This window comes from Bacillus sp. SIMBA_005 (assembly GCF_046535585.1).
GTDB lineage: Bacteria > Bacillota > Bacilli > Bacillales > Bacillaceae > Bacillus > Bacillus pumilus.
Genome location: NZ_JAWRWI010000012.1, coordinates 1 through 19,994 on the forward strand (window position 1 = coordinate 1; position 19,994 = coordinate 19,994).

The following is a 19,994-nucleotide window of genomic DNA, read 5'->3' on the forward strand; positions in this document are numbered from 1 at the left end:
AGCCAGGATCAAACTCTCCGAAAAAGTACAAAACCGAAGTTTTGTTTTTCGTCAGCGTTTGACTGACTACCTATGATGTTTCATAGGATTTTTTTATAAAAACTCGAATTAACAGGTACGTTTTGTCTTGTTTAGTTTTCAAAGATCATCTTCGCCGTTCTTAGCGGCTTTAATAATATAACATTTCGCTTCATTTTATGTCAACAACTTTTTTCAAGTTTATTTCCCGAAGCGTTTTGTGTTTGTCACTGTGTGTCAGCGACGATTAATAATATATCACGAAAACATTCTATCGGTCAACGCCTTTTCGAAACTTTTTTTGAAATAGTTTTATTGTGCATCTCAAACCCTTGTCCTGCATACAATCAAGTAACAATCTCGGACAAGTCAGGAGTGTTTGAATTGAGTCGATTATATGTGTTGCCAATTAAACGGCTGAAGCAAGTTGTCATTATTCTTGTAGCAGCCCTTGCAGCTGCAACCTTTTTTTATGTACAAAAGGCACCGCCGCTGTCGGTATTTAAAACAGAACATGGGCCCCGAGCCATTTATAAAGGCGAGACTTCCTCAAAGCATGTCTCCCTGACTTTTAATATCGGCTGGGGAGATGAGAAGGCAGTCCCAATTTTAAATGTCCTTCGAGAGCACGATATAAAGAACGCTACTTTCTTTCTATCTGCTTCTTGGGCCGAGCGTCATCCTGATATCGTCAAACAAATTAGAGAGGACGGCCACCAAATCGGCAGCCTTGGCTATGCTTATAAAAATTATAGCCAGCTTGAAGATAGTGAAATCAAGCAAGATCTTGTCCGGGCACAAAATTCATTTCAAAAGCTTGGACTAGATGACATTCAACTATTAAGACCGCCAACTGGGCAATTTAACGAAAAAGCATTAAAAATTGCCACACAGTACGGTTATACCGTTATCCATTACAGCGTCAATTCACAGGATTGGCTGAATCCAGGCATCGATCAGATTGTTCGGAATGTAAATGATCGAATGAAAAGCGGAGACATTGTTCTCTTCCATGCCTCAGATTCAGCAACCCAAACCGCTCAAGCCTTACCAGCTATTTTGAAACAAATCAAAGAGAAGAATTTAAAAAATGTGACGGTTGGCGAACTGATCTCCAATACCAAAACAAGGTCATCGGAAGTTAAGTAGCTTTCGCCTTTGAAAACCGCGGCATAGCTAATAACTGAAACGCATTACAGCCTAATAGCGGCAATAGCATTAAATACAGCCAGTCCTCTTCGTTAACTCTAAGCGCCGGGAACCATTCTAGCGACGTGATGACAACCATGAGAAACATTGCGGAAACAAATGTTTTCTTAGAGGACTGCTGCTGTTTAAAGTAAGCCACGATCAATGCGAACACACCGATAAAGACAGGCAGCCATAAGTATGGAAGAAATGATTCATTTTCCCCGAAAAGCAAAAACCGCAAGTAAGCTAAATCAAACAGCACAAAGATCACCAGAAACAGCTGAATGGTATTCCATAAAGAATGTGACCGGAAAATCTCTAACGCAAACCGGTGCACCGTCAAAAAGACAACAAACCCCATCTGGCTAATGACACTAAAAATCATCCCCACACCAATGAACCAAAACAACACAGATGCGATTTCTAGAATGTCAAACGATATAAAAAGCTTCTGATATTTCCCCCACTCCAGCGCAAAGCCTACCACGCTTGTAATGACCGCTCCAACAGCTAGCACAGAGAAGAAAAAACGAACTAAATCCCGACTTTTCATTGAATTGATCCAACCCCTATTTTTGTTATGTATAAATTTACGTGAAACATTCATATTAAAAGTAAGACATGTATCGAAAGGAGCCACAGTATGTCAAAAGGCATCTTGCGTATAATGAGCTGTTTTCTCCTTTTATCTCTAACAGCTTGTGCTCCCAAAACCCAATCCTCATCTAATATGGACTATGACGAAACAAAGAAAATGGTCGTCGATATATTGAAGACAGATGACGGTAAAAAGGCCATTCAACAGTTATTAAATGACGAGGCAATGAATGAAGCTTTGGTAATGGATGAACAAACTGTGAAAAAAACGATAGAGAAAACACTGACTTCTGATAAAGGCAAAGAGTTCTGGAAGAAGGTCTTTGAGGATTCTAAATTTGCCGAGACTTTCGCAAAATCCATGCAGCAACAGCATGAAAAGATGTTAAAACAGTTAATGAAGGACCCTGACTATCAGCAATTGATGATGGATATTCTCAAGGATCCCGAAATGGAAAAGAAATACGGTGAACTGGTCAAAAGCAAAGAGTTCAGAAAGCACTTAGAAAAAGTTATTACGGAAACATTAAGCAGTCCTCTCTATAAGAAGAAATTCGAAGATGAGCTGAAAAAAGCAGCATCTGAAAGCAGCAGTGATTCCGGTTCACAAGGAAGCGGCAGTTAAACATCACCCGAGTGGCACAAGGTCCACTCGGGCTTTCATTATGCTTTTACTGCTAATTGTTCAATAACTTTATTCGCAATGTGTTGATACACTTCTCCCGTTGGATGACTCGCATCATAGACGGATGGAGCAAAATCATCTTCATTCCAATCAGGCTGTCTTAAAGGAATTTGACCAAGGACCGATACTCGCAGCTCTTCCGCCAGCTTGTCCCCGCCGCCCTTTCCAAAAACATATTCCTTCTCACCTGTTTTCTTGCTTTCATAGTAGCTCATATTCTCAACGACCCCCAGCACCTCGTGATCTGTTTGCAGTGCCATTGCGCCTGCTCTAGCAGCAACGAAAGCAGCTGTTGGATGCGGTGTTGTAACAATGATTTCTTTACAGCTTGGAAGCATTGTATGAATATCAAGCGCCACATCTCCCGTTCCAGGTGGAAGGTCTAATAGTAAGTAATCTAATTCTCCCCACTCGACTTCGTGGAAGAAGTTATTTAGCATTTTACCAAGCATCGGTCCTCTCCAAATGACCGGTGCATTTTCTTCAACAAAAAAGCCCATTGAAATCACTTTGACACCAAAGCGTTCCACAGGAATAATTTTTTCCCCTTTAACCGTTGGTCTGACGGTAATTCCCATCATATCCGGTACACTAAAGCCATAAATATCTGCATCAATCAGTCCGACTTTTTTTCCTAGACGAGCCAGTGCTACAGCAAGGTTCACAGACACGGTGGATTTCCCAACGCCTCCCTTTCCACTCGCAATCGCAAGGAATTCAGGAGGATTTTTAGAATTGAGTAGGTTTTCTTCCTCATCTTGTGACGGCATAAACCTTTCAAGAGTTTCCTGAGGCAGTTCTTCAAAACGAAGTCCTACTGTGTTAGCACCCTCTGCTTTCAAGGCTTGTACGATGTCTTGCTGCAGTTTCATTTGCTCAGCAGTACCCGTTTTAGCAATAGCCACCTTTAAGCTCACATGTTCTTTTTCAGGTTTTAGGCTGATTTCCTTGATGGCATCCAGCTCACCAAGCGGTATATGAAGGAAAGGTTCGTCCATCTTCCCAACTAGTTTTCTCACATCATCTTGTCCGATCATAGCAGAACCTCACCCTTTATTGAATTCGTTTACAATCCAAGTATATCATACATATCCTTACAATGTCTGTCCTGTTTGCCTGCGTTCAAAAGGAAAAAGCCCCTTATTCAGGCGGCTCTTTTTGCTCTGTTAAATATCTTAATATGCCTTTATAAATGGAGGCGGCTATTTGATCTTGATATTTAGGTGTTGCCAGCTGGCCGGCCTCTTTCGGATTGGAGAGAAATCCAATTTCCACAAGAGCTCCGGGCTTTGTGACATTTTGCATTAAATAGATGCCATTGATACGCTTCGCCTTTCGATCTGTGTTTTCAAGATTATTGCGTAATTCATCTTGTATGAACTTCGCTGCCTTTTCATTCTCTTCATATTTTCCGTAAAAAAACGTCTGTGCGCCGCTCCATTTGTTCGATGGGATCGCATTTAAATGAATACTTAAATAGAGATCCGCTTCAGACTCATTGATGGCTTTTACACGGTTTCTTAAATCCTCCGCTTTCTTCCGCGCATATCCCTTTGTATTCTTTGACGATAAATCAGAATCATCCTCGCGGGTCATAAGAACAAGTGCTCCCTGCTCCTGTAAATAGTCACGTATCTTCATGGATACATCCAGTGCAATCTCTTTTTCAAGCAGTTCTCCTCCTACAGCCCCGCCATCTGGACCGCCATGACCCGGATCTAAATAGATGATCTTGCCGCTCAGAGGCAAGTTCCACGATTTCCACGAATCATCATTTAGAAATTGAAACCTGAATAAGAATAAGAGGACAATAAACCCGATTAAAAACCCTGTCCATTTCAGCTTTCTTTTCATCCCTGTCCCTCCCATACACCATTATTTTATAGATATGGGACAAGGGCTGGAAATATGCTTAGTGCAGCCGAAGCTTATGCCTTTTTTCTGATTCTCGAAAGCCTTCCTGCCACCACATGCTTAAAAAATCCTTCGCAAATGGATACAGACATGACATCTTCCGCTCCATTCGGAACATATTCGCCCACGATTGCAAACACCCTGCTAGCTCCTCAGCCAGCTCATCTTCTTCTTGAACTGACCGCTTCTTTATATCATCGAACGATTCACCGTACTTACTTGACTCACCGTATCTCCCACCTGCTAAAAAAGCTTCAATGGCGAAATCGATACAGCCATCACTCATAATCCCAGCTGGATCATCTGCAAATGGGAACAGCTTCTTCGTGAATTTCTCAGAAGCGACCGTCACCTGTTGAAGAGACAATGTACGCAACAGCTTCTTTTCAAGCGTGACATCTCGTTTTGTTTTCAATTGATAAAATGAAAGAACCTCTGCCATAGACTGAACTCCTTTTTTCTTTGTATTGTTCGTTGGTTTGAACAAAACATGCAGTTCAGTAAATGGAAATCAATGAGCTAATGGGTTGGAAAATTGTGATAAAATGAACATTTATATATAGAAAGAATGAAAAGGGGCAAAATTCATGAAGAAGTGGATGTATATCCTAGTGCTACTAACAATCGTCTTATCTGGTTGCAGCAGTAAGGCGACTGAGCAGAAGAGCGACATAAAAGGAATAGAAGACATATCATTAAAACAGCTTTCCAAGTACAAAAATTCCTATATTGGAGACAACGGAGCAATTGGCGCTATTTTATCCGATCTTCCAGGTAACGTGATTCGTGAGTATGAAATCATAGATGAAAAAGAGCTAAAAGTGACATATGGCGTGAAAGAAAATAGCAATTATACAGAAGAACAATTTGATACATTTTGGTTTGACAAGAAGGATACCATTGAAAAGAACTACTTATATAACGCATTGGCACTTTTTATTCTTATCGATAATGCTGAGCAAGTGACACTCAAGATAAACTCTAACGATAAACAATCCGTCACGTTTAAAAGACAAGAGCTAGAAAAAAGGCTCCCTCACTCCTTTAAAGAGTACCAAGACGATGTAGCGCTTTGGCAGAAGGAACTGGTTGATGGAGTTGTGAAGTCAAAAGAGAAACGCCAAGATGTATACAAATCGTTTCCCATGCAAAATTAATAAAACAGAGGGCTGTCTCCCTCTGTTTTTTTTGATTATTTAGTAAAAGCTTGAATCAATCGTTGTCGAAAGTTTTGATCCACTGCTGCAGTCAGTATAAATTCATTGAATACTTCTCCAACCCAGTGAGAATGATTCGCTTTCGGATCATTGATAAAAAAAGAAATGGATATTGATGATGTATCTGTTTTTCGATATAAAGCACCTGTAAAAACAAACAACGTTGCTCCGCCTTTACCTTCTAACGCCTTTTTATGCTTTGGGTCATTTTTCATGATATTAAAAATCTCATTCATTAGAGATTTGTATTGTTCTTCGGATACACCGCTCATTTTCTTGTATGCATCCCGACGACGATCAGATACATAAGCGGACCACAAAAGCATTGGCGTCAGCGGCATGAGTTCATCATGTTCTGTAAGACCTGCTTGTTTCATCTGATCATTGATCCTTTCTAAATCGAGCAAGTCAATCAAATAATCCGTACAAGCATTCGAACTGAATTGCATCATCCCTTTGGCAACATCTAGTAAAGTTGCATGCTCAGAAAAATCATTGACCTCAAGCCAGTACGTGTGTGCACCACCATCTGTTCTATCAATAAAAAACTTCTCTATATCAGACAATGCCACTTTTTCATCTATCTAGCTTGATGTCACCGCTAGAGACAGTTTTAACAAAATGAAACAAAACCATTAATTTCACCGTACTTGCAAGTGGTGTTTTTTGATCACCATTCCAATCTAATACCACCTCTTCATTTTCAATCATTGTCGCTGATACGTCCTTTTTGTTTTTCGTGACAAATGTCAAAAGATCTTCCTTTGTTTTATTCATATCTCTTTTATACAGCCAGATTTGAACCACCACGTAAAGTATGACTGCAACGATGACAACTAGACCAACTTTGAGTAACATGTTTCTCCTTTCCAAATAACAGAGGTTTTATATATTTAATATAACAAATATTTGAAATAAAGGCACAAAAAAGCAAAGGATTATGAATACCTTTGCTTCTTTGTGTGTTTATTGACGATGAATTTGCAGCTTCATCCCATCATGCGTAGCTTCAAAGCCCAACTTTTCATAAAAACGGCGTGCATCTGGTCTCTGTTTGTCTGTTGTTAGCTGAATCATATGACAGCCGCGGTCGCTTGCATGTTGAATAGCCTTTTTTATCAACATCGTGCCAATTCCTTTTCCTCTATGAGTCGAGGCCGTACGAACTCCTTCTATTGAAGCTCTCCATCCTCCTTGATGTGTAAGAAATGGCGTCATGGTCAATTGAAGAACACCGACTGCTTCTTCCTGATCACACGCAACAATGAGTTCAATATTTGGATCAGCATCTATTGAACGAAAGGCTTCGATATAGCTGTCTAATAATGGTTGCGTGTAACGCTCTCTTTTTTGACCTAACATATCATCCGCAAGCATGAAGACGATTTTGTCGAGATCATCCAGCTTGGCTTCTCTGAACGTCAATTGACTGAACTCCATTGAACACACCTCCTATGAAATTATTGACCAAAATACCATTGATGTGCGTTCTTATATAAGATGTGATCAGCTGCCTTTTCATTAAAGAGCTGTTGAATCAACTCAACATCACCGTATTCAAATGGACGCTTTGCTCTTGTGGATGGAAGGTCTGTACCAAACATCAATGCATCAGGATTCGTTTGATAAATGGACGTCAATGCATGTTCCACGTTTAAATCGACTCGTCCAAAACCAGTTGCTTTTACCCGAACCCCTTTATCAACCAGCTTGAGCAAATGCGGCAAACCTTCTTCCGACAAGCCTAAATGATCAATCGAAACGGCTGGCAGCTGTTCAAATGATCAATCGAAACGGCTGGCAGCTGTTCAAGCGTAGATGAGATGTCAGGGAGATGCTTAGCGTCTATGTAGAGCTCACTATGCCATCCCGCAAGCTCATACACCCTTCTCGCAAAATAATCGAGCTTCGAAATATCCTCCGAACCGCCCCGCTTCACATTAAAACGTAAAGCCTTCACCCCATGTTGATCCAAATGAACAATCTCATCATCGGCTGCGGTATAAGGTAATTGAGTCACACCGCAAAAAGCCGGTCCCATTTCATCCAGCGCCTTCAACAAATAGCCTTGATCGAAGCCTTGAAATGACCCTGAGACAATGGCTCCACCTACAATCCCCAGATCAGCCGTCTCTCTCCTATAATCATTCACCACATAACTCGGCGGTGTATATCCTTGGTTTTCTTGAATGGGAAAATCAAAATCAATGATATGAAAATGTGCATCAAAGATCCTCATGCTCGCGCCCCTCTTCTGCTTATTTGATCTGATTATATCAATAGCGAAAGCCAAGGGATATTTGGAATGACGAATTACTTCATATCATGAATACTTATCAAGCTTTCCATTCCTCTCGTAAGATGGCATAGTAAAACTCATCCCACCACTCATTTCCCTGGGGTATACATTTTTTAAAATATCCCTCTCTTCTCATCCCCATTTTCTCCATCACTCTCCACGATGGCACATTTTCAGGCTGACAAGTGGCAATGATTCGATGCAAATTCATTGTGCGAAAACCATGATGTAGGACAGCATAAGCCGCTTCTGATGCATAGCCTTTGTTTTGATATGCAGGATTGAAGACCCAGCCAATTTCATATGTGTGCTCACCAAAGTAAGGATGAAATGCGATATGCCCGATACATGTATGATCTTCTTTTAAAAGAACAGCAACATACTTAGCATCTTCATGAGAATTATTTTTGACAAATTCTTTCGCATCTCCTTTAGAAAATACATCTTCCGGAATATACTTCATCACGACCGGATCAGATGTATATGCATAGACATCCTGCCAATCATCATCCGTAAATGGTCGAATGAGACATCTTTCTGTCATTAGATTCATAGGACAACCTCCATCTTTTTTAACAGAAAACTTCTATACTCATATTTTATACGTATTCAAGAGGAAGAGACCAGTCATGATCTATCACATAAAAAGCACAAAAAAAAGCACCAGCACGAAGCTGATGCTTTTTTTATAAGGTTTGTCTGTAACAAACCTTTGTAAAACGTCCATACAATATAAAATTGATTAACGTTTTGAGAACTGAGGAGCTCTACGTGCGCCTTTAAGACCGTATTTCTTACGCTCTTTCATACGAGGGTCACGAGTAAGAAGTCCAGCACGTTTAAGTGATGTACGGTACTCAGGATCTACTTCTAGAAGAGCACGAGAGATACCGTGACGAATTGCTCCAGCTTGACCAGAGAATCCACCACCGTGAACAGTTACAAGAACATCGTAGCTGTTAGCTGTTTCTGTGATGTTCAAAGGTTGTTTCACGTCTTCGATTAAAGCAGCGAATGGAATGTATTCAGTAATTTCACGATTATTAACGACGATACGGCCTTCACCTGGAACTAAGCGAACGCGCGCTACAGAACTTTTACGACGACCTGTACCGTAATATTGAACCTGTGCCAAATTGTTAACCTCCCTTATAATTAACCGCGAAGTTCGTAAACTTCAGGTTGTTGTGCTTGATGTGGATGCTCAGAACCACGGTACACATTTAATTTTTTGAACATTTGACGGCCTAATGGACCCTTTGGAAGCATACCTTTGATAGCAAGCTCCAACATTTTTTCAGGGTAGTTTGTACGCATCTCAAGAGCAGTTCTTTGTTTCAAACCACCTGGGTGCATTGTGTGACGGTAGTAAATTTTGTCCGTCAATTTCTTACCTGTTAGTTCGATTTTCTCAGCATTGATGATGATGACATGATCACCTGTATCAACGTGTGGTGTATAAGTTGGTTTGTGCTTACCGCGCAAAAGTGATGCTACTTCAGTAGAAAGACGACCTAGAGTCTTGCCTGCCGCATCAACAACTAGCCATTTGCGCTCAATTGTGCTTGCGTTCGCCATTGGTGTTGTACGCATGAGTTTCCCTCCTAAATAAATCAATGAATTTTCCTTGAATCAAATGCTACGTTCTATTTCAAAACACAAGATAAGTCTTCCGGGGCTTATTTGTGGGGTTGAAATACATACCATATGATATCTTATAACTTTCTGCTTCCTGTGTCAAGAACATGTTACACCTGGTTTAGTTGTCATAGATAACTTCCCATAAATACAGTCCGTGACTAGGCGCAGTCTTGCCTGCCGCTTCGCGATTTCGGGCGGCAAGCATGGCTTTTATCTCATCAGGGTGGAATTTACCAGATCCGATTTCAAGTAACGTTCCAGCGATAATTCGCACCATGTTGTATAAAAAGCCATTTCCTCTCACACGCATTTCAAGGCCGTCTGAGACGTTTTTCCACTCAAGGGTGTAAATCTCCCTCACCTTGTCCTGAACCTCTGTATTGGCCGCACAAAAGCTTGTGAAATCGTGTGTGCCAATGAGGTGCCCAGCAGCTTCTCTCATTTTGTCTGCATCCAGCCGGTAAGGAAAGTGGCAGGCATACTGTCTCGTGAACACATTTTGGTGCGTTTCCGTTGAGACCTTATAACGATACTCCTTCGAAACGACACTAAAACGTGCATGAAACGATTCATCCACTTCCTCAGCCTTTAGAACCCTGATGTCATCCGGCAGGAGACTATTGAGGGCAAAAGGCCATCTTTCCATCGGGATCGAGAGCGGCGTGTCGAAATGGATGACCTGCCCCTTCGCATGGACACCGCTGTCCGTACGGCCAGAAGCCACAATCGGAATCAGTTCATCCCGTTTATGCATTCTTGCAAGAGCCGACTCGATCTCCGTCTGTACAGTTCGCTGCCCAGGCTGCACCTGATAGCCTTTAAAATGTGTCCCATCGTAGGATACGGTACATTTGACCTTCATCTAGGAATCACCTAATTTCTCAGAAGCACAAGGAGTGCTGTTAACAGGATGAACAGGAGCAGTGTGAACGTGTCTTTCATGCCCCAGACAAGCTGACGGTATTTCGTCCGCCCTTCTCCTCCGCGGTAGCCTCTCGCTTCCATAGCAGTCGCCAGCTCCTCTGCACGCTTAAACGCACTGACGAAAAGCGGAACAAGTAAGGGAACGATGGCTTTCATGCGATCTTTAAGAGGTCCGCTTGTAAAATCAACACCTCTTGCCATTTGTGCCTTCATGATTTTGTCCGTCTCTTCTAGTAAAGTTGGAATAAACCGAAGAGAGATCGACATCATGAGAGCAAGCTCATGAACAGGCAGTTTGATTTTACGGAATGGGTGAAGCAGCTTTTCCATACCGTCTGTCACTTCTATAGGCGTTGTGGTTAACGTCAGAAGTGTCGTCATCATGATGAGATAGACAAAACGGAGAGAAATGAAAATCCCCTGCTTTAGACCTTCTTCATAAATATTTAAAAAACCAAAGTGAAACAGCAAAGCGCCATCCTTAGTCATAAAAATATGCAGAATGAAGGTAAACAGGACAATCCATAGGATCGGCTTCATTCCTTTGAGAATAAAGTATAGCGGCACCTGAGAAACCATCACCACAAGGAGGGTAAAGACACCTAAAAGCCCGTAAGTGATGTAATTATTAGCAAAAAAGACAATAAAGACAAAAAAGAAAATTGATAACAGCTTTGTCCTTGGATCAAGACGATGGACAAAGGATGTACCTGGCACATATTTGCCGATAATCATACTATCCATCATGATGTCGTGTCCTCCTGATAAAGAGCTGTTAAGGCTTCTGCCATTTCATCCATGGTCAGAAGCGGCCTTGGAAACGTAATACCCAGCTTTTCTTCTACAGTCTGCTGGAATTTAATCGTTTCTGGGAGGTCGAGACCAAACGAAGACATGTCTGTACGATTGGCAAACAATTCTCTCGGCGTACCTGTCGCCTTCACCGTTCCTTTATGCATCACAATCATTTGATCCGCATAATGAGCGGCATCCTCCATACTGTGTGTAACCAGAATCGTGGTGAGGTTTGCCTTTTGATGAAGCTCATAGAACATGTCCATGATTTCCTTACGTCCGCGTGGATCTAACCCTGCAGTCGGCTCATCCAGCACTAGCACTTCCGGTTCCATCGCTAGAACACCTGCAATCGCCACACGTCTCATTTGACCACCGCTTAGTTCAAAGGGAGATCGAGATAATAAGGATTCAGGAAGACCAACCAGCTTCAGCATTTCCTTCGCCTTTGCTTCTGCCTTTTCCTGAGGAACACCGAAATTCATTGGACCAAAGCAGATATCCTTAAGGATCGTTTCTTCAAAGAGCTGATGCTCAGGAAACTGAAACACGATGCCTACTTTTTTCCTGAGGGACTTTAAATCCTTCTGCTTTTTATTGGCTTGTAAGACGGTGTCCCCAAGCTCAATGCTCCCCTTCGTTGGTTTGAGCAAGCCATTTAAATGCTGCAGCAACGTGGACTTGCCAGAGCCTGTATGACCAATGACAGCAACATAACTGCCCTCTTGGATGGAAGCATTGACATCATACAAAGCGAGACGCTCAAACGGCGTTTTCATTTGATAACGATGCTCTAATTCTTTGATCGTAATGTCCATAGCTCTTTCACCAATCCTTCTTGTGTCAAATGGGCATTTGCAAGCGGTACACCTTGCTGCTTCAATTGTTTGCTCAACCGATAGGAGAATGGCAGATCAAGTCCAATTTGAACTAGCTGTTCGTCTAATTCAAAAACTTCCTCTGGGGTTCCCTCGGCAAATTTTTTCCCGCCATTCATGACAATGACCCGGTCTGCCTTGGCGGCCTCGTCTAAATCATGTGTGATGGAAATGACTGTGACCGTTCCTTGTTCCTTCAGTAGTCTAACAGTCTCTAACACTTCTTCACGGCCAATCGGATCAAGCATCGATGTTGCTTCATCCAAGATCATGATGTCAGGGCTTGCGGCAAGTACACCTGCAATGGCGACTCTCTGCTTTTGCCCGCCTGATAGATGGTGCGGCTCTTGATCAAGAAACTCCTGCATATTGACCTGTTTGACAGCCCAATCTACACGTTCTATCATCAATTCCCGCTCAACCCCGTTATTTTCTAAACCAAAAGCCACATCATCACGAACCGTTGAGCCAACGAATTGGTTATCTGGGTTTTGAAAGACCATTCCGACCTTTTTGCGAATATCCCAGACACTCTCTTCTTTCAGCTCAATCTCTCCAACCTTGACCGTTCCAGCATCCGGTAAAATGAGCCCATTCAGTACACGGGCAAGTGTGGATTTACCTGAACCGTTATGACCAACAATGGCGAGCCATTCATTTTGATTCACATGCAATGACACTTGATCTAAAGCGGGCTTGTCCGCATCCTTGTGATAACGAAATACAATGTCCTTTACGTCAATTAATGTCTTCCCCATCTCTACCGGACCTCCTCTCAGCTCAACCTCTTCTTTGCTTCTTGCTAAAAAGCCGTAGTATCTAAAAAAGGGCATAGATCCAGTTATGAACTGTCCCGCCCTTTCTTAGATACACGCTATGTGATTAAACTAATTCAATGACAGCCATTGGTGCGCCATCGCCGCGACGAGGTCCAAGCTTCATGATACGAGTGTATCCACCTTGGCGATCTTCGTAGCGAGTTGCAACGTCAGCGAATAATTTTTGAAGTGCATCTTGGTTTGTTTCAGCGTTAGCTACTTCATTACGAATGTAAGCTGCAGCTTGACGGCGAGCATGAAGATCTCCGCGTTTGCCAAGAGTGATCATTTTTTCAACTACAGAGCGAAGTTCTTTCGCACGTGTTTCAGTTGTTTCGATGCGTTCGTTGATGATCAAATCAGTCGTTAGGTCACGAAGCATTGCTTTACGTTGTGCACTAGTGCGTCCTAGCTTTCTGTATGCCATGTGATGTCCCCTCCTTAGTTAGAGAATGCTGTATGAATAAAAAACACACGAAAATCCTAGTTCACAATGAAACTAGTCAATCGTCTTTACGAAGACCCAGTCCAAGTTCTTCTAGTTTCGCTTTCACTTCTTCAAGAGATTTACGTCCAAGGTTACGAACTTTCATCATATCCTCTTCTGTCTTGTTAGCAAGCTCTTGAACAGTATTAATACCCGCACGCTTCAAACAGTTGTAAGAACGAACAGAAAGATCAAGCTCTTCAATTGTCATTTCAAGCACTTTTTCTTTTTGGTCTTCTTCTTTCTCAACCATAATTTCAGCATGCTGAGCTTCGTCAGTTAACCCAACGAAAATATTCAGGTGTTCAGTTAAAATCTTAGAACCTAGAGCGATCGCTTCTTTCGGTCCTGTGCTTCCATCAGTCCATACATCTAGTGTTAATTTATCATAGTTTGTGATTTGCCCAACACGGGTGTTCTCCACTTGATAAGTCACACGAGATACAGGTGTATAGATTGAGTCGATCGGAATCACACCGATTGGCTGATCGTCTCTTTTGTTTGCATCAGCAGGATTATACCCGCGACCTCTTTGTGCAGTTAAGCGAACACGGAAGCTCGCATTCTTGCCAAGAGTTGCGATGTGGAGATCTGGATTTAAGATTTCAATATCGCTGTCGTGTGTAATATCAGCAGCTGTTACAGTACCTTCATCTTGTACATCAATTTCAAGCGTCTTCTCTTCTTCAGAGTAGATTTTGAGTGCAAGCTTTTTAATGTTTAAGATAATCGTTGTAACATCTTCAACCACGCCTTCGATCGTTGAGAATTCGTGTAAGACACCATCTATCTGGATCGATGTTACAGCTGCACCAGGAAGTGAGGATAAAAGGATACGACGAAGGGAGTTCCCTAAAGTGGTACCATATCCACGCTCAAGTGGCTCTACGACAAACTTGCCATACTTGGCATCGTCGCTGATTTCAACCGTTTCGATTTTTGGTTTTTCAATTTCGATCATCTAATAAAACCCTCCTTCAAAACGTCGAAACCTCGAATAGAATCATATGAGATTCCATCCGAAATTCCTCATTGTTTAGTCCCGTATGTGCTCAGGCAACGAGTCGTGTATTCGTCTCATAAATAACTGTATCATAACCCATTATTGACAGGGACACAAAATCTATACAAACAAATTACACGCGGCGACGTTTTGGTGGACGGCATCCGTTATGAGGAACTGGAGTTACGTCTCTGATTGCAGTAACTTCAAGACCTGCAGCTTGAAGTGCACGAATTGCAGCTTCACGACCAGAACCAGGACCTTTAACAGTTACTTCAAGTGTTTTAAGACCATGTTCGATAGAACCTTTAGCAGCAGTTTCAGCAGCCATTTGTGCAGCGAAAGGAGTAGATTTACGAGAACCTCTGAATCCTAATGCACCAGCACTTGACCAAGAAATTGCGTTTCCATGAACATCAGTAATCGTTACAATCGTGTTGTTGAAAGTGGAACGGATATGAGCGATTCCAGCTTCAATATTCTTTTTCACGCGACGTTTACGCGTATTTTGTTTACGAGCAGCAGCCATTCTTTAACTACCTCCTTTACTTATTTTTTCTTGTTAGCTACAGTACGACGCGGACCTTTACGAGTACGCGCGTTATTTTTTGTGTTTTGTCCACGAACAGGAAGTCCTCTACGATGACGGATTCCGCGGTAGCTTCCGATTTCAATTAGACGCTTAATGTTAAGTGAAACTTCACGACGAAGGTCACCTTCTACTTTAAGTTTGTCAATGATATCACGGATTTTACCAAGTTCGTCTTCAGTTAGATCGCGAACGCGAGTGTCTTCAGAAACACCTGCTTCTTTAAGGACTTGTTGCGCAGTCGTACGACCAATTCCAAAAACATATGTTAAAGAAATGACAACACGTTTATCACGTGGAATATCTACACCAGCAATACGAGCCATGATTTGGGCACCTCCTTGTTATTAGCCTTGTTTTTGTTTATGTTTTGGGTTTTCACAGATCACCATTACTTTTCCTTTTCTGCGAATAACCTTACATTTTTCACAGATAGGTTTAACAGATGGTCTCACTTTCATGTGTTTCCAACCTCCTTCTTCCGGAGTTGCTTTATTTGTAACGGTACGTAATTCTACCACGAGTTAAGTCATATGGAGATAATTCTACCGTAACTTTGTCTCCAGGTAAAATGCGAATGAAGTGCATACGGATTTTTCCTGATACATGAGCCAAAACTGTATGACCATTCTCTAGTTCAACTTTGAACATTGCATTTGGCAAAGTTTCTGCTACAGTACCTTCCACTTCAATTACATCGTCTTTCGCCATTCAAGTGTTCTCCCTTCTTCAAATCAGTAACTTGCTCTCTGACAAATGTCCAAATGAGTTCATCTCAATTGTCCATCTATCACCCGACCTGTTTTGAATATACTGTTCTGAACTTCCGGAGATACGCAACCATAAAGGTTATATGATTGATATTTTTTCTTAGGAGAATGAAATTTACGCTTTTCTCCGTCTGCGATTAGTACATGGCAGCCACCGAACATGCCGATGACACCTGTATACTGATCTTGTTCTTTCCTTTGGACTATACAGACAACCTGCCCGATTTGGGCCTGAAAGGCTTCAGTGAAGACCTAAATCTTAGTCAGTATATCAAAACCTGTATCTGTAATCGCAATCGTATGCTCAAAGTGAGCACACTTTTTCCCATCAACCGTTACAACCGTCCAGTTATCAGCCAATGTTTTCACATATCGGCTGCCTGCGTTCACCATCGGTTCGATGGCCAACACCATTCCAGGTTTTAGCCGCGGGCCTTTGTTGGGCGGACCATAATGAGGAATTTGAGGGTCCTCATGAAGATCCTGTCCGACCCCATGTCCAACATATTCTCTAACAACTGAGAAATTCTCGTTTTCTACATACGTTTGTATGGCATGGGAAATGTTCGACAGACGTTCGCCTGGCTTTGCTTCCTGTAAGCCTTTATATAGAGATTCCTCTGTGACTTCCAGTAGTTTGCGGTCTTCATCACTGATTACCCCAACTGGATAAGTCCAAGCAGAGTCACCATGATAGCCATTTAACTTCGCGCCAATATCGATACTAATGATGTCACCATCACGTAAAACCCGTTTACCAGGAATACCGTGAACGAGTTCTTCATTCACCGAAACGCAAATGCTCCCGCGAAAACCATTATACCCTTTAAAAGATGGGATTGCACCCTGCTTTGTAATAAAACGTTCGGCAATTTGATCCAATTCTTTTGTCGAAATACCTGGTTTTATATGTTTCTTCAGCTCTTCATGAGTCAGTGCGACAATGCGTCCAGCTTCTCTCATAATCTCAAGCTCGCGAGGAGTTTTACAGATAATCATTTATTTAATCCCCCAAGCAGGTCCTTGATATCTGCATATACATCGTTAATGTGTTTTGCACCATCAATGTTTGCAAGATATCCTTTTTCTGAATAGAAGTTCAGTAAAGGTTCAGTCTGCTTTAAGTTTACTTCAAGTCTAGTCGAAACGGTTTCTGCATTATCATCTGCACGTTGATAAAGCTCGCCTCCACACTTATCGCAAACATTTTCTTTCGCAGGTGGATTGAATACTAAATGATATGTTGCTCCGCAATTTTTGCAAATTCTTCGGCCAGTCAGACGCTCCATCAAAGCATCTTTATCGACTTTAATATTAATGACATAATCAATCGTTCTGCCAAGGTCCTTTAGAATGTCTTCTAAAGCTTCAGCCTGAGCGACTGTTCGCGGAAATCCGTCCAGAAGAAAACCTTGCTCACAATCATTTTTGCCAAGTCTTTCTCTAACAATACCGATTGTGACCTCATCAGGAACAAGCTCTCCTTTATCGATAAAGGATTTTGCTTCGAGCCCAAGTTGTGTCTCCTCTTTCATAGCAGCGCGGAACATATCTCCTGTTGAGATATGAGGGATCCCATAATCATCAACAATTCGTTCTGCCTGAGTGCCTTTACCAGCACCCGGAAGCCCCATTAAGACTAAGTTCATTTCGGATTTCCCCTTCCTTACTTAGAGAGGTTGGGCAGGAGCCCAGCCCTCTGTTTTATTTCATAAATCCACGGTAGTTTCGTTTCACTAATTGGCTTTCAAGCTGTTTCATTGTTTCAAGTGCAACACCTACAACAATGAGAAGACTTGTGCCGCCAATTTGTGCAGCGGAAGGTAATCCAGCGAATTGAATGAAAAAGATAGGAAGTATTGAAATCACGGCTAAGAAAATGGCGCCCACAAACGTGAGTCGGTACAAAATGCTCGTAATTCTATCTTGAGTCATTTTCCCTGGACGAACTCCCGGGATATAGCCACCCTGCTTTTGCAGATTTTCAGCCATTTGTTCAGGATTCACTTGGACAAAGGCATAAAAATATGTGAAAGCAACAATCAGTGCTACATAAATCGTCATACCGATTGGCTTAGTATAGTCAAAGTTGTTGGTTATCCAAGTTGTCACATTATTAGTTCCGAAGAACGATGCGACCGTCTGCGGAGTAATAATGAATGAAACGGCAAAGATGACTGGAATCACCCCTGCTGGATTCACTTTCAATGGAAGGTGCGTTGCTTGACTAGCAGACATTTGTGCACGGCCAGTTCCTTTTGAATATTGAATCGCAATCTTTCTCACTGCCATTTGAATGTAAATAACACCGATAACAATGACAAGGATAGCAATGACAATAAGGGCAATTTTCAGGATTTGCATGAACAGCTGTCCATCTCCACCTACAAACTGCTGAGCGTACACTTGTTTTAATGTTTGAGGGATACCTGCGATGATACCGGCAAAGATAATAATCGAAATACCGTTACCAACGCCGTGAGCAGTAATCTGCTCTCCCAGCCACATTAAAAATGCTGTTCCCGCAGTGAGTACGACCGCAATTAAGAGGTACGTTGAAACACCTGGGTTTTCAATCAGCATGCCTCCTGCCATATTATTGAATCCATATGACATTCCTAACGCCTGGATAAAACCTAGAACAATTGTAAAATACCTTGTGAATTGTGCTAATTTTCGGCGGCCAACCTCTCCTTGCTTTGACCACTCAGTGAACTTCGGAACAACATCCATCTGCAAGAGCTGAATGATGATCGAAGCAGTGATATACGGCATAATCCCCATTGCAAGAATGGAGAATTGGAAAAGTGCCCCGCCCCCAAACGTGTTGAGGATCCCGAAAACACTCATTTGATCCTGTGCCTGGAGAACTTCGGCGTTCACATTAGGCACAGGGATGAAAGCACCTATACGAAAGACGATTAACATTAAAAGAGTGAATATAATCTTATTCCGTATATCTTTCACGCGCATAAAATTGGAGATTGTCTTAAACAAGTTAGATCACCTCGGCTGTACCGCCAGCAGCTTCAATCGCTTCTTTAGCAGAAGCAGAGAATTTATTGGCTTTTACAGTTAATTTTTTTTCTAATTTACCGTTGCCAAGAATTTTTACTCCTGCTTTTAACTTGCTTATTGCACCAGTCTCTAGAAGAAGTTCAGGAGTTACTTCCGTTCCTTCGTCAAAACTGTTTAATCTGTCTAAGTTGATTACCGCGTAATCTTTACGGTTGATGTTTGTAAAACCACGTTTTGGAAGACGTTGGAATAAAGGCATCTGACCACCTTCGAAACCAGGGCGTACACCGCCGCCAGAACGAGCGTTTTGACCTTTATGACCTTTACCAGAAGTTTTACCGTTACCTGATCCAATACCACGACCAACACGGTTGCGTTCTTTACGTGAACCTTCTGAAGGCTTCAATTCATGAAGTTTCATTTGGGCACCTCCTTATCGATTAAAAATGTTTTATTGTTCTTTAACAGAAACTAAATGAGACACCTTGTTAATCATGCCGCGGATCGCTGCATTGTCTTCATGTACGACTGTTTGGTTTGTTTTCTTTAGACCAAGAGTACGAACAGTGACACGCTGATCTTCTGGGCGACCGATTACACTGCGTTTGAGGGTAATTTCTAATTTATTTGCCATTATTGTTCCCTCCTTATCCTAACAGGTCTTCTACAGATTTTCCACGAAGCTTCGCAACGTCTTCAGCACGTTTAAGTTCACTTAAACCCTGAAGTGTTGCGCGGATCATGTTGATCGGTGTATTAGAACCTAGAGATTTAGAAAGGATATCAGCTAGACCAGCAAGCTCAAGAACCGCACGCACTGGGCCTCCAGCGATAACTCCTGTACCTTCTGAAGCAGGCTTCAATAGAACGTTTCCTGCACCGAATCGACCGATGATTTCATGTGGAATTGTAGTTCCAACCATTGGTACTTCAATTAAATTCTTTTTCGCATCTTCAACAGCTTTGCGGATCGCTTCTGGTACTTCTTGTGCTTTACCAGTACCGAAACCTACATGACCGTTTTTGTCACCGACAACAACTAAAGCTGCAAAACGGAAACGACGTCCACCTTTAACAACTTTCGCTACGCGGTTAACCGTAACTAAGCGTTCTTCTAACTCTAATTTGCTTTGGTCAATACGACTCATTC

The 19,994-nt window shown here is 42.0% G+C and carries 29 protein-coding genes and 2 pseudogenes; 3 read left to right on the forward strand and 28 right to left on the reverse strand.

Annotation, left to right across the window (positions count from 1 at the left end; all coding sequences use genetic code 11):
- The first annotated feature begins 402 nt into the window (after positions 1–402).
- Positions 403–1,167 carry a polysaccharide deacetylase family sporulation protein PdaB gene (pdaB, locus tag SB660_RS17170; RefSeq protein ID WP_058015821.1) on the forward strand — a complete coding sequence of 255 codons (765 nt, stop codon included), beginning with the start codon at positions 403–405 and terminating at the stop codon, positions 1,165–1,167.
- On the opposite strand, the gene SB660_RS17175 is transcribed toward pdaB, so the two are convergent.
- Complete coding sequence (locus tag SB660_RS17175; protein WP_410583501.1) at positions 1,160–1,762, reverse strand: KinB-signaling pathway activation protein; 603 nt, start codon at positions 1,760–1,762, stop codon at positions 1,160–1,162. The genes pdaB and SB660_RS17175 overlap by 8 nt on opposite strands.
- 90 nt (positions 1,763–1,852) lie before the next feature.
- Between SB660_RS17175 and gerD the strand changes: the two genes are divergently transcribed.
- On the forward strand, positions 1,853–2,431 hold the full coding sequence (gerD, locus tag SB660_RS17180) for a spore germination lipoprotein GerD (protein ID WP_058015819.1): 579 nt from the start codon (positions 1,853–1,855) through the stop codon (positions 2,429–2,431).
- Between the two features lie 38 nt (positions 2,432–2,469).
- Here the strand turns inward: gerD and SB660_RS17185 are convergent, their stop codons facing one another.
- The 3 genes from SB660_RS17185 to SB660_RS17195 all read right to left on the reverse strand — a co-directional run bounded on the left by SB660_RS17185 (position 2,470) and on the right by SB660_RS17195 (position 4,847).
- On the reverse strand, positions 2,470–3,528 hold the full coding sequence (locus SB660_RS17185; protein ID WP_058015818.1) for an Mrp/NBP35 family ATP-binding protein: 1,059 nt from the start codon (positions 3,526–3,528) through the stop codon (positions 2,470–2,472).
- A 103-nt stretch (positions 3,529–3,631) separates the two neighbouring features.
- Entirely contained in the window at positions 3,632–4,345 is a 714-nt protein-coding gene (gene cwlD / locus SB660_RS17190) for an N-acetylmuramoyl-L-alanine amidase CwlD (protein ID WP_008345202.1), read from the reverse strand.
- Positions 4,346–4,403: 58 nt separating this feature from the next.
- Entirely contained in the window at positions 4,404–4,847 is a 444-nt protein-coding gene (locus tag SB660_RS17195) for a DUF2521 family protein (protein ID WP_058015816.1), read from the reverse strand.
- Between the two features lie 145 nt (positions 4,848–4,992).
- Between SB660_RS17195 and SB660_RS17200 the strand changes: the two genes are divergently transcribed.
- Entirely contained in the window at positions 4,993–5,562 is a 570-nt protein-coding gene (locus SB660_RS17200) for a DUF4825 domain-containing protein (RefSeq protein ID WP_410583504.1), read from the forward strand.
- Positions 5,563–5,597: 35 nt separating this feature from the next.
- Here the strand turns inward: SB660_RS17200 and SB660_RS17205 are convergent, their stop codons facing one another.
- The 24 genes and pseudogenes from SB660_RS17205 to rpsE all read right to left on the reverse strand — a co-directional run bounded on the left by SB660_RS17205 (position 5,598) and on the right by rpsE (position 19,992).
- Complete coding sequence (locus tag SB660_RS17205; protein ID WP_410583506.1) at positions 5,598–6,194, reverse strand: serine hydrolase; 597 nt, start codon at positions 6,192–6,194, stop codon at positions 5,598–5,600.
- A 4-nt stretch (positions 6,195–6,198) separates the two neighbouring features.
- Entirely contained in the window at positions 6,199–6,480 is a 282-nt protein-coding gene (locus tag SB660_RS17210) for a serine hydrolase (RefSeq protein WP_410583508.1), read from the reverse strand.
- A gap of 108 nt (positions 6,481–6,588) precedes the next feature.
- Positions 6,589–7,062 carry a GNAT family N-acetyltransferase gene (locus SB660_RS17215; RefSeq protein WP_180309705.1) on the reverse strand — a complete coding sequence of 158 codons (474 nt, stop codon included), beginning with the start codon at positions 7,060–7,062 and terminating at the stop codon, positions 6,589–6,591.
- Positions 7,063–7,082: 20 nt separating this feature from the next.
- A pseudogene (locus SB660_RS17220) lies at positions 7,083–7,861 on the reverse strand (amidohydrolase family protein).
- A 97-nt stretch (positions 7,862–7,958) separates the two neighbouring features.
- Positions 7,959–8,474 carry a GNAT family N-acetyltransferase gene (locus SB660_RS17225; protein WP_410583511.1) on the reverse strand — a complete coding sequence of 172 codons (516 nt, stop codon included), beginning with the start codon at positions 8,472–8,474 and terminating at the stop codon, positions 7,959–7,961.
- 189 nt (positions 8,475–8,663) lie between these two features.
- Positions 8,664–9,056, reverse strand: coding sequence for a 30S ribosomal protein S9 (gene rpsI / locus SB660_RS17230; protein WP_003217273.1), 393 nt, complete (start codon positions 9,054–9,056; stop codon positions 8,664–8,666).
- A 20-nt stretch (positions 9,057–9,076) separates the two neighbouring features.
- Positions 9,077–9,514 (reverse strand): 50S ribosomal protein L13, encoded by a 438-nt coding sequence (gene rplM / locus SB660_RS17235; RefSeq protein WP_003217042.1) that lies wholly within the window; start codon positions 9,512–9,514, stop codon positions 9,077–9,079.
- Between the two features lie 166 nt (positions 9,515–9,680).
- Positions 9,681–10,424, reverse strand: coding sequence for a tRNA pseudouridine(38-40) synthase TruA (truA, locus tag SB660_RS17240; protein ID WP_410583514.1), 744 nt, complete (start codon positions 10,422–10,424; stop codon positions 9,681–9,683).
- Between the two features lie 11 nt (positions 10,425–10,435).
- On the reverse strand, positions 10,436–11,233 hold the full coding sequence (locus SB660_RS17245; protein ID WP_058015810.1) for an energy-coupling factor transporter transmembrane component T family protein: 798 nt from the start codon (positions 11,231–11,233) through the stop codon (positions 10,436–10,438).
- Positions 11,230–12,099 (reverse strand): energy-coupling factor ABC transporter ATP-binding protein, encoded by an 870-nt coding sequence (locus SB660_RS17250; protein WP_410583516.1) that lies wholly within the window; start codon positions 12,097–12,099, stop codon positions 11,230–11,232. The genes SB660_RS17245 and SB660_RS17250 overlap by 4 nt, the downstream gene beginning before the upstream one ends.
- A complete protein-coding gene (locus SB660_RS17255; RefSeq protein WP_008356549.1) occupies positions 12,075–12,917 on the reverse strand; it encodes an energy-coupling factor ABC transporter ATP-binding protein in 843 nt (280 codons plus the stop codon). Before SB660_RS17255 ends, SB660_RS17250 begins: the two co-directional genes overlap by 25 nt.
- A gap of 124 nt (positions 12,918–13,041) precedes the next feature.
- On the reverse strand, positions 13,042–13,404 hold the full coding sequence (gene rplQ / locus SB660_RS17260; protein ID WP_003216944.1) for a 50S ribosomal protein L17: 363 nt from the start codon (positions 13,402–13,404) through the stop codon (positions 13,042–13,044).
- Positions 13,405–13,480: 76 nt separating this feature from the next.
- Positions 13,481–14,425, reverse strand: a complete 945-nt coding sequence (locus tag SB660_RS17265) for a DNA-directed RNA polymerase subunit alpha (protein WP_003217009.1) — start codon at positions 14,423–14,425, stop codon at positions 13,481–13,483.
- Positions 14,426–14,600: 175 nt separating this feature from the next.
- Positions 14,601–14,996 carry a 30S ribosomal protein S11 gene (rpsK, locus tag SB660_RS17270; RefSeq protein ID WP_003217231.1) on the reverse strand — a complete coding sequence of 132 codons (396 nt, stop codon included), beginning with the start codon at positions 14,994–14,996 and terminating at the stop codon, positions 14,601–14,603.
- A 20-nt stretch (positions 14,997–15,016) separates the two neighbouring features.
- A complete protein-coding gene (rpsM, locus tag SB660_RS17275) occupies positions 15,017–15,382 on the reverse strand; it encodes a 30S ribosomal protein S13 (protein WP_003217023.1) in 366 nt (121 codons plus the stop codon).
- Between the two features lie 21 nt (positions 15,383–15,403).
- Positions 15,404–15,517 carry a 50S ribosomal protein L36 gene (rpmJ, locus tag SB660_RS17280; RefSeq protein ID WP_003156543.1) on the reverse strand — a complete coding sequence of 38 codons (114 nt, stop codon included), beginning with the start codon at positions 15,515–15,517 and terminating at the stop codon, positions 15,404–15,406.
- 31 nt (positions 15,518–15,548) lie between these two features.
- Complete coding sequence (infA, locus tag SB660_RS17285) at positions 15,549–15,767, reverse strand: translation initiation factor IF-1 (protein WP_003217190.1); 219 nt, start codon at positions 15,765–15,767, stop codon at positions 15,549–15,551.
- Positions 15,745–16,051, reverse strand: a pseudogene (locus SB660_RS17290) (KOW domain-containing RNA-binding protein). The gene infA and the pseudogene SB660_RS17290 overlap by 23 nt, the downstream one beginning before the upstream one ends.
- Before the next feature lie 27 nt (positions 16,052–16,078).
- Positions 16,079–16,825: a type I methionyl aminopeptidase gene (gene map / locus SB660_RS17295; RefSeq protein ID WP_003217210.1), complete on the reverse strand. Its 747-nt coding sequence runs from the start codon at positions 16,823–16,825 to the stop codon at positions 16,079–16,081.
- Entirely contained in the window at positions 16,822–17,475 is a 654-nt protein-coding gene (locus SB660_RS17300) for an adenylate kinase (RefSeq protein WP_012008711.1), read from the reverse strand. Before SB660_RS17300 ends, map begins: the two co-directional genes overlap by 4 nt.
- A 55-nt stretch (positions 17,476–17,530) precedes the next feature.
- Positions 17,531–18,823, reverse strand: coding sequence for a preprotein translocase subunit SecY (secY, locus tag SB660_RS17305; protein WP_012008710.1), 1,293 nt, complete (start codon positions 18,821–18,823; stop codon positions 17,531–17,533).
- A 1-nt stretch (position 18,824) separates the two neighbouring features.
- Positions 18,825–19,265 (reverse strand): 50S ribosomal protein L15, encoded by a 441-nt coding sequence (gene rplO, locus SB660_RS17310; protein ID WP_012008709.1) that lies wholly within the window; start codon positions 19,263–19,265, stop codon positions 18,825–18,827.
- 30 nt (positions 19,266–19,295) lie between these two features.
- Positions 19,296–19,478 carry a 50S ribosomal protein L30 gene (rpmD, locus tag SB660_RS17315; protein ID WP_003217067.1) on the reverse strand — a complete coding sequence of 61 codons (183 nt, stop codon included), beginning with the start codon at positions 19,476–19,478 and terminating at the stop codon, positions 19,296–19,298.
- 13 nt (positions 19,479–19,491) lie between these two features.
- Positions 19,492–19,992 carry a 30S ribosomal protein S5 gene (rpsE, locus tag SB660_RS17320; RefSeq protein WP_003217179.1) on the reverse strand — a complete coding sequence of 167 codons (501 nt, stop codon included), beginning with the start codon at positions 19,990–19,992 and terminating at the stop codon, positions 19,492–19,494.
- Between the last annotated feature and the right edge of the window lie 2 nt (positions 19,993–19,994).

What these genes read in the sequence shown, in the direction of transcription:
- SB660_RS17195 (WP_058015816.1), bottom strand. Translation starts at nt 4,847, where the DNA reads ATGGCAGAGGTTCTTTCATTTTATCAATTGAAAACAAAACGAGATGTC.
- SB660_RS17265 (WP_003217009.1), bottom strand. Translation starts at nt 14,425, where the DNA reads ATGATCGAAATTGAAAAACCAAAAATCGAAACGGTTGAAATCAGCGAC.
- gerD (WP_058015819.1), top strand. Translation starts at nt 1,853, where the DNA reads ATGTCAAAAGGCATCTTGCGTATAATGAGCTGTTTTCTCCTTTTATCT.
- rpmJ (WP_003156543.1), bottom strand. Translation starts at nt 15,517, where the DNA reads ATGAAAGTGAGACCATCTGTTAAACCTATCTGTGAAAAATGTAAGGTT.
- SB660_RS17200 (WP_410583504.1), top strand. Translation starts at nt 4,993, where the DNA reads ATGAAGAAGTGGATGTATATCCTAGTGCTACTAACAATCGTCTTATCT.
- cwlD (WP_008345202.1), bottom strand. Translation starts at nt 4,345, where the DNA reads ATGAAAAGAAAGCTGAAATGGACAGGGTTTTTAATCGGGTTTATTGTC.
- rpsE (WP_003217179.1), bottom strand. Translation starts at nt 19,992, where the DNA reads ATGAGTCGTATTGACCAAAGCAAATTAGAGTTAGAAGAACGCTTAGTT.
- rpsK (WP_003217231.1), bottom strand. Translation starts at nt 14,996, where the DNA reads ATGGCTGCTGCTCGTAAACAAAATACGCGTAAACGTCGCGTGAAAAAG.
- SB660_RS17185 (WP_058015818.1), bottom strand. Translation starts at nt 3,528, where the DNA reads ATGATCGGACAAGATGATGTGAGAAAACTAGTTGGGAAGATGGACGAA.
- SB660_RS17175 (WP_410583501.1), bottom strand. Translation starts at nt 1,762, where the DNA reads ATGAAAAGTCGGGATTTAGTTCGTTTTTTCTTCTCTGTGCTAGCTGTT.
- map (WP_003217210.1), bottom strand. Translation starts at nt 16,825, where the DNA reads ATGATTATCTGTAAAACTCCTCGCGAGCTTGAGATTATGAGAGAAGCT.
- SB660_RS17225 (WP_410583511.1), bottom strand. Translation starts at nt 8,474, where the DNA reads ATGAATCTAATGACAGAAAGATGTCTCATTCGACCATTTACGGATGAT.
- rplM (WP_003217042.1), bottom strand. Translation starts at nt 9,514, where the DNA reads ATGCGTACAACACCAATGGCGAACGCAAGCACAATTGAGCGCAAATGG.
- rplO (WP_012008709.1), bottom strand. Translation starts at nt 19,265, where the DNA reads ATGAAACTTCATGAATTGAAGCCTTCAGAAGGTTCACGTAAAGAACGC.
- SB660_RS17245 (WP_058015810.1), bottom strand. Translation starts at nt 11,233, where the DNA reads ATGATGGATAGTATGATTATCGGCAAATATGTGCCAGGTACATCCTTT.
- rpmD (WP_003217067.1), bottom strand. Translation starts at nt 19,478, where the DNA reads ATGGCAAATAAATTAGAAATTACCCTCAAACGCAGTGTAATCGGTCGC.
- SB660_RS17250 (WP_410583516.1), bottom strand. Translation starts at nt 12,099, where the DNA reads ATGGACATTACGATCAAAGAATTAGAGCATCGTTATCAAATGAAAACG.
- SB660_RS17210 (WP_410583508.1), bottom strand. Translation starts at nt 6,480, where the DNA reads ATGTTACTCAAAGTTGGTCTAGTTGTCATCGTTGCAGTCATACTTTAC.
- SB660_RS17300 (WP_012008711.1), bottom strand. Translation starts at nt 17,475, where the DNA reads ATGAACTTAGTCTTAATGGGGCTTCCGGGTGCTGGTAAAGGCACTCAG.
- truA (WP_410583514.1), bottom strand. Translation starts at nt 10,424, where the DNA reads ATGAAGGTCAAATGTACCGTATCCTACGATGGGACACATTTTAAAGGC.
- rplQ (WP_003216944.1), bottom strand. Translation starts at nt 13,404, where the DNA reads ATGGCATACAGAAAGCTAGGACGCACTAGTGCACAACGTAAAGCAATG.
- infA (WP_003217190.1), bottom strand. Translation starts at nt 15,767, where the DNA reads ATGGCGAAAGACGATGTAATTGAAGTGGAAGGTACTGTAGCAGAAACT.
- SB660_RS17255 (WP_008356549.1), bottom strand. Translation starts at nt 12,917, where the DNA reads ATGGGGAAGACATTAATTGACGTAAAGGACATTGTATTTCGTTATCAC.
- SB660_RS17215 (WP_180309705.1), bottom strand. Translation starts at nt 7,062, where the DNA reads ATGGAGTTCAGTCAATTGACGTTCAGAGAAGCCAAGCTGGATGATCTC.
- rpsM (WP_003217023.1), bottom strand. Translation starts at nt 15,382, where the DNA reads ATGGCTCGTATTGCTGGTGTAGATATTCCACGTGATAAACGTGTTGTC.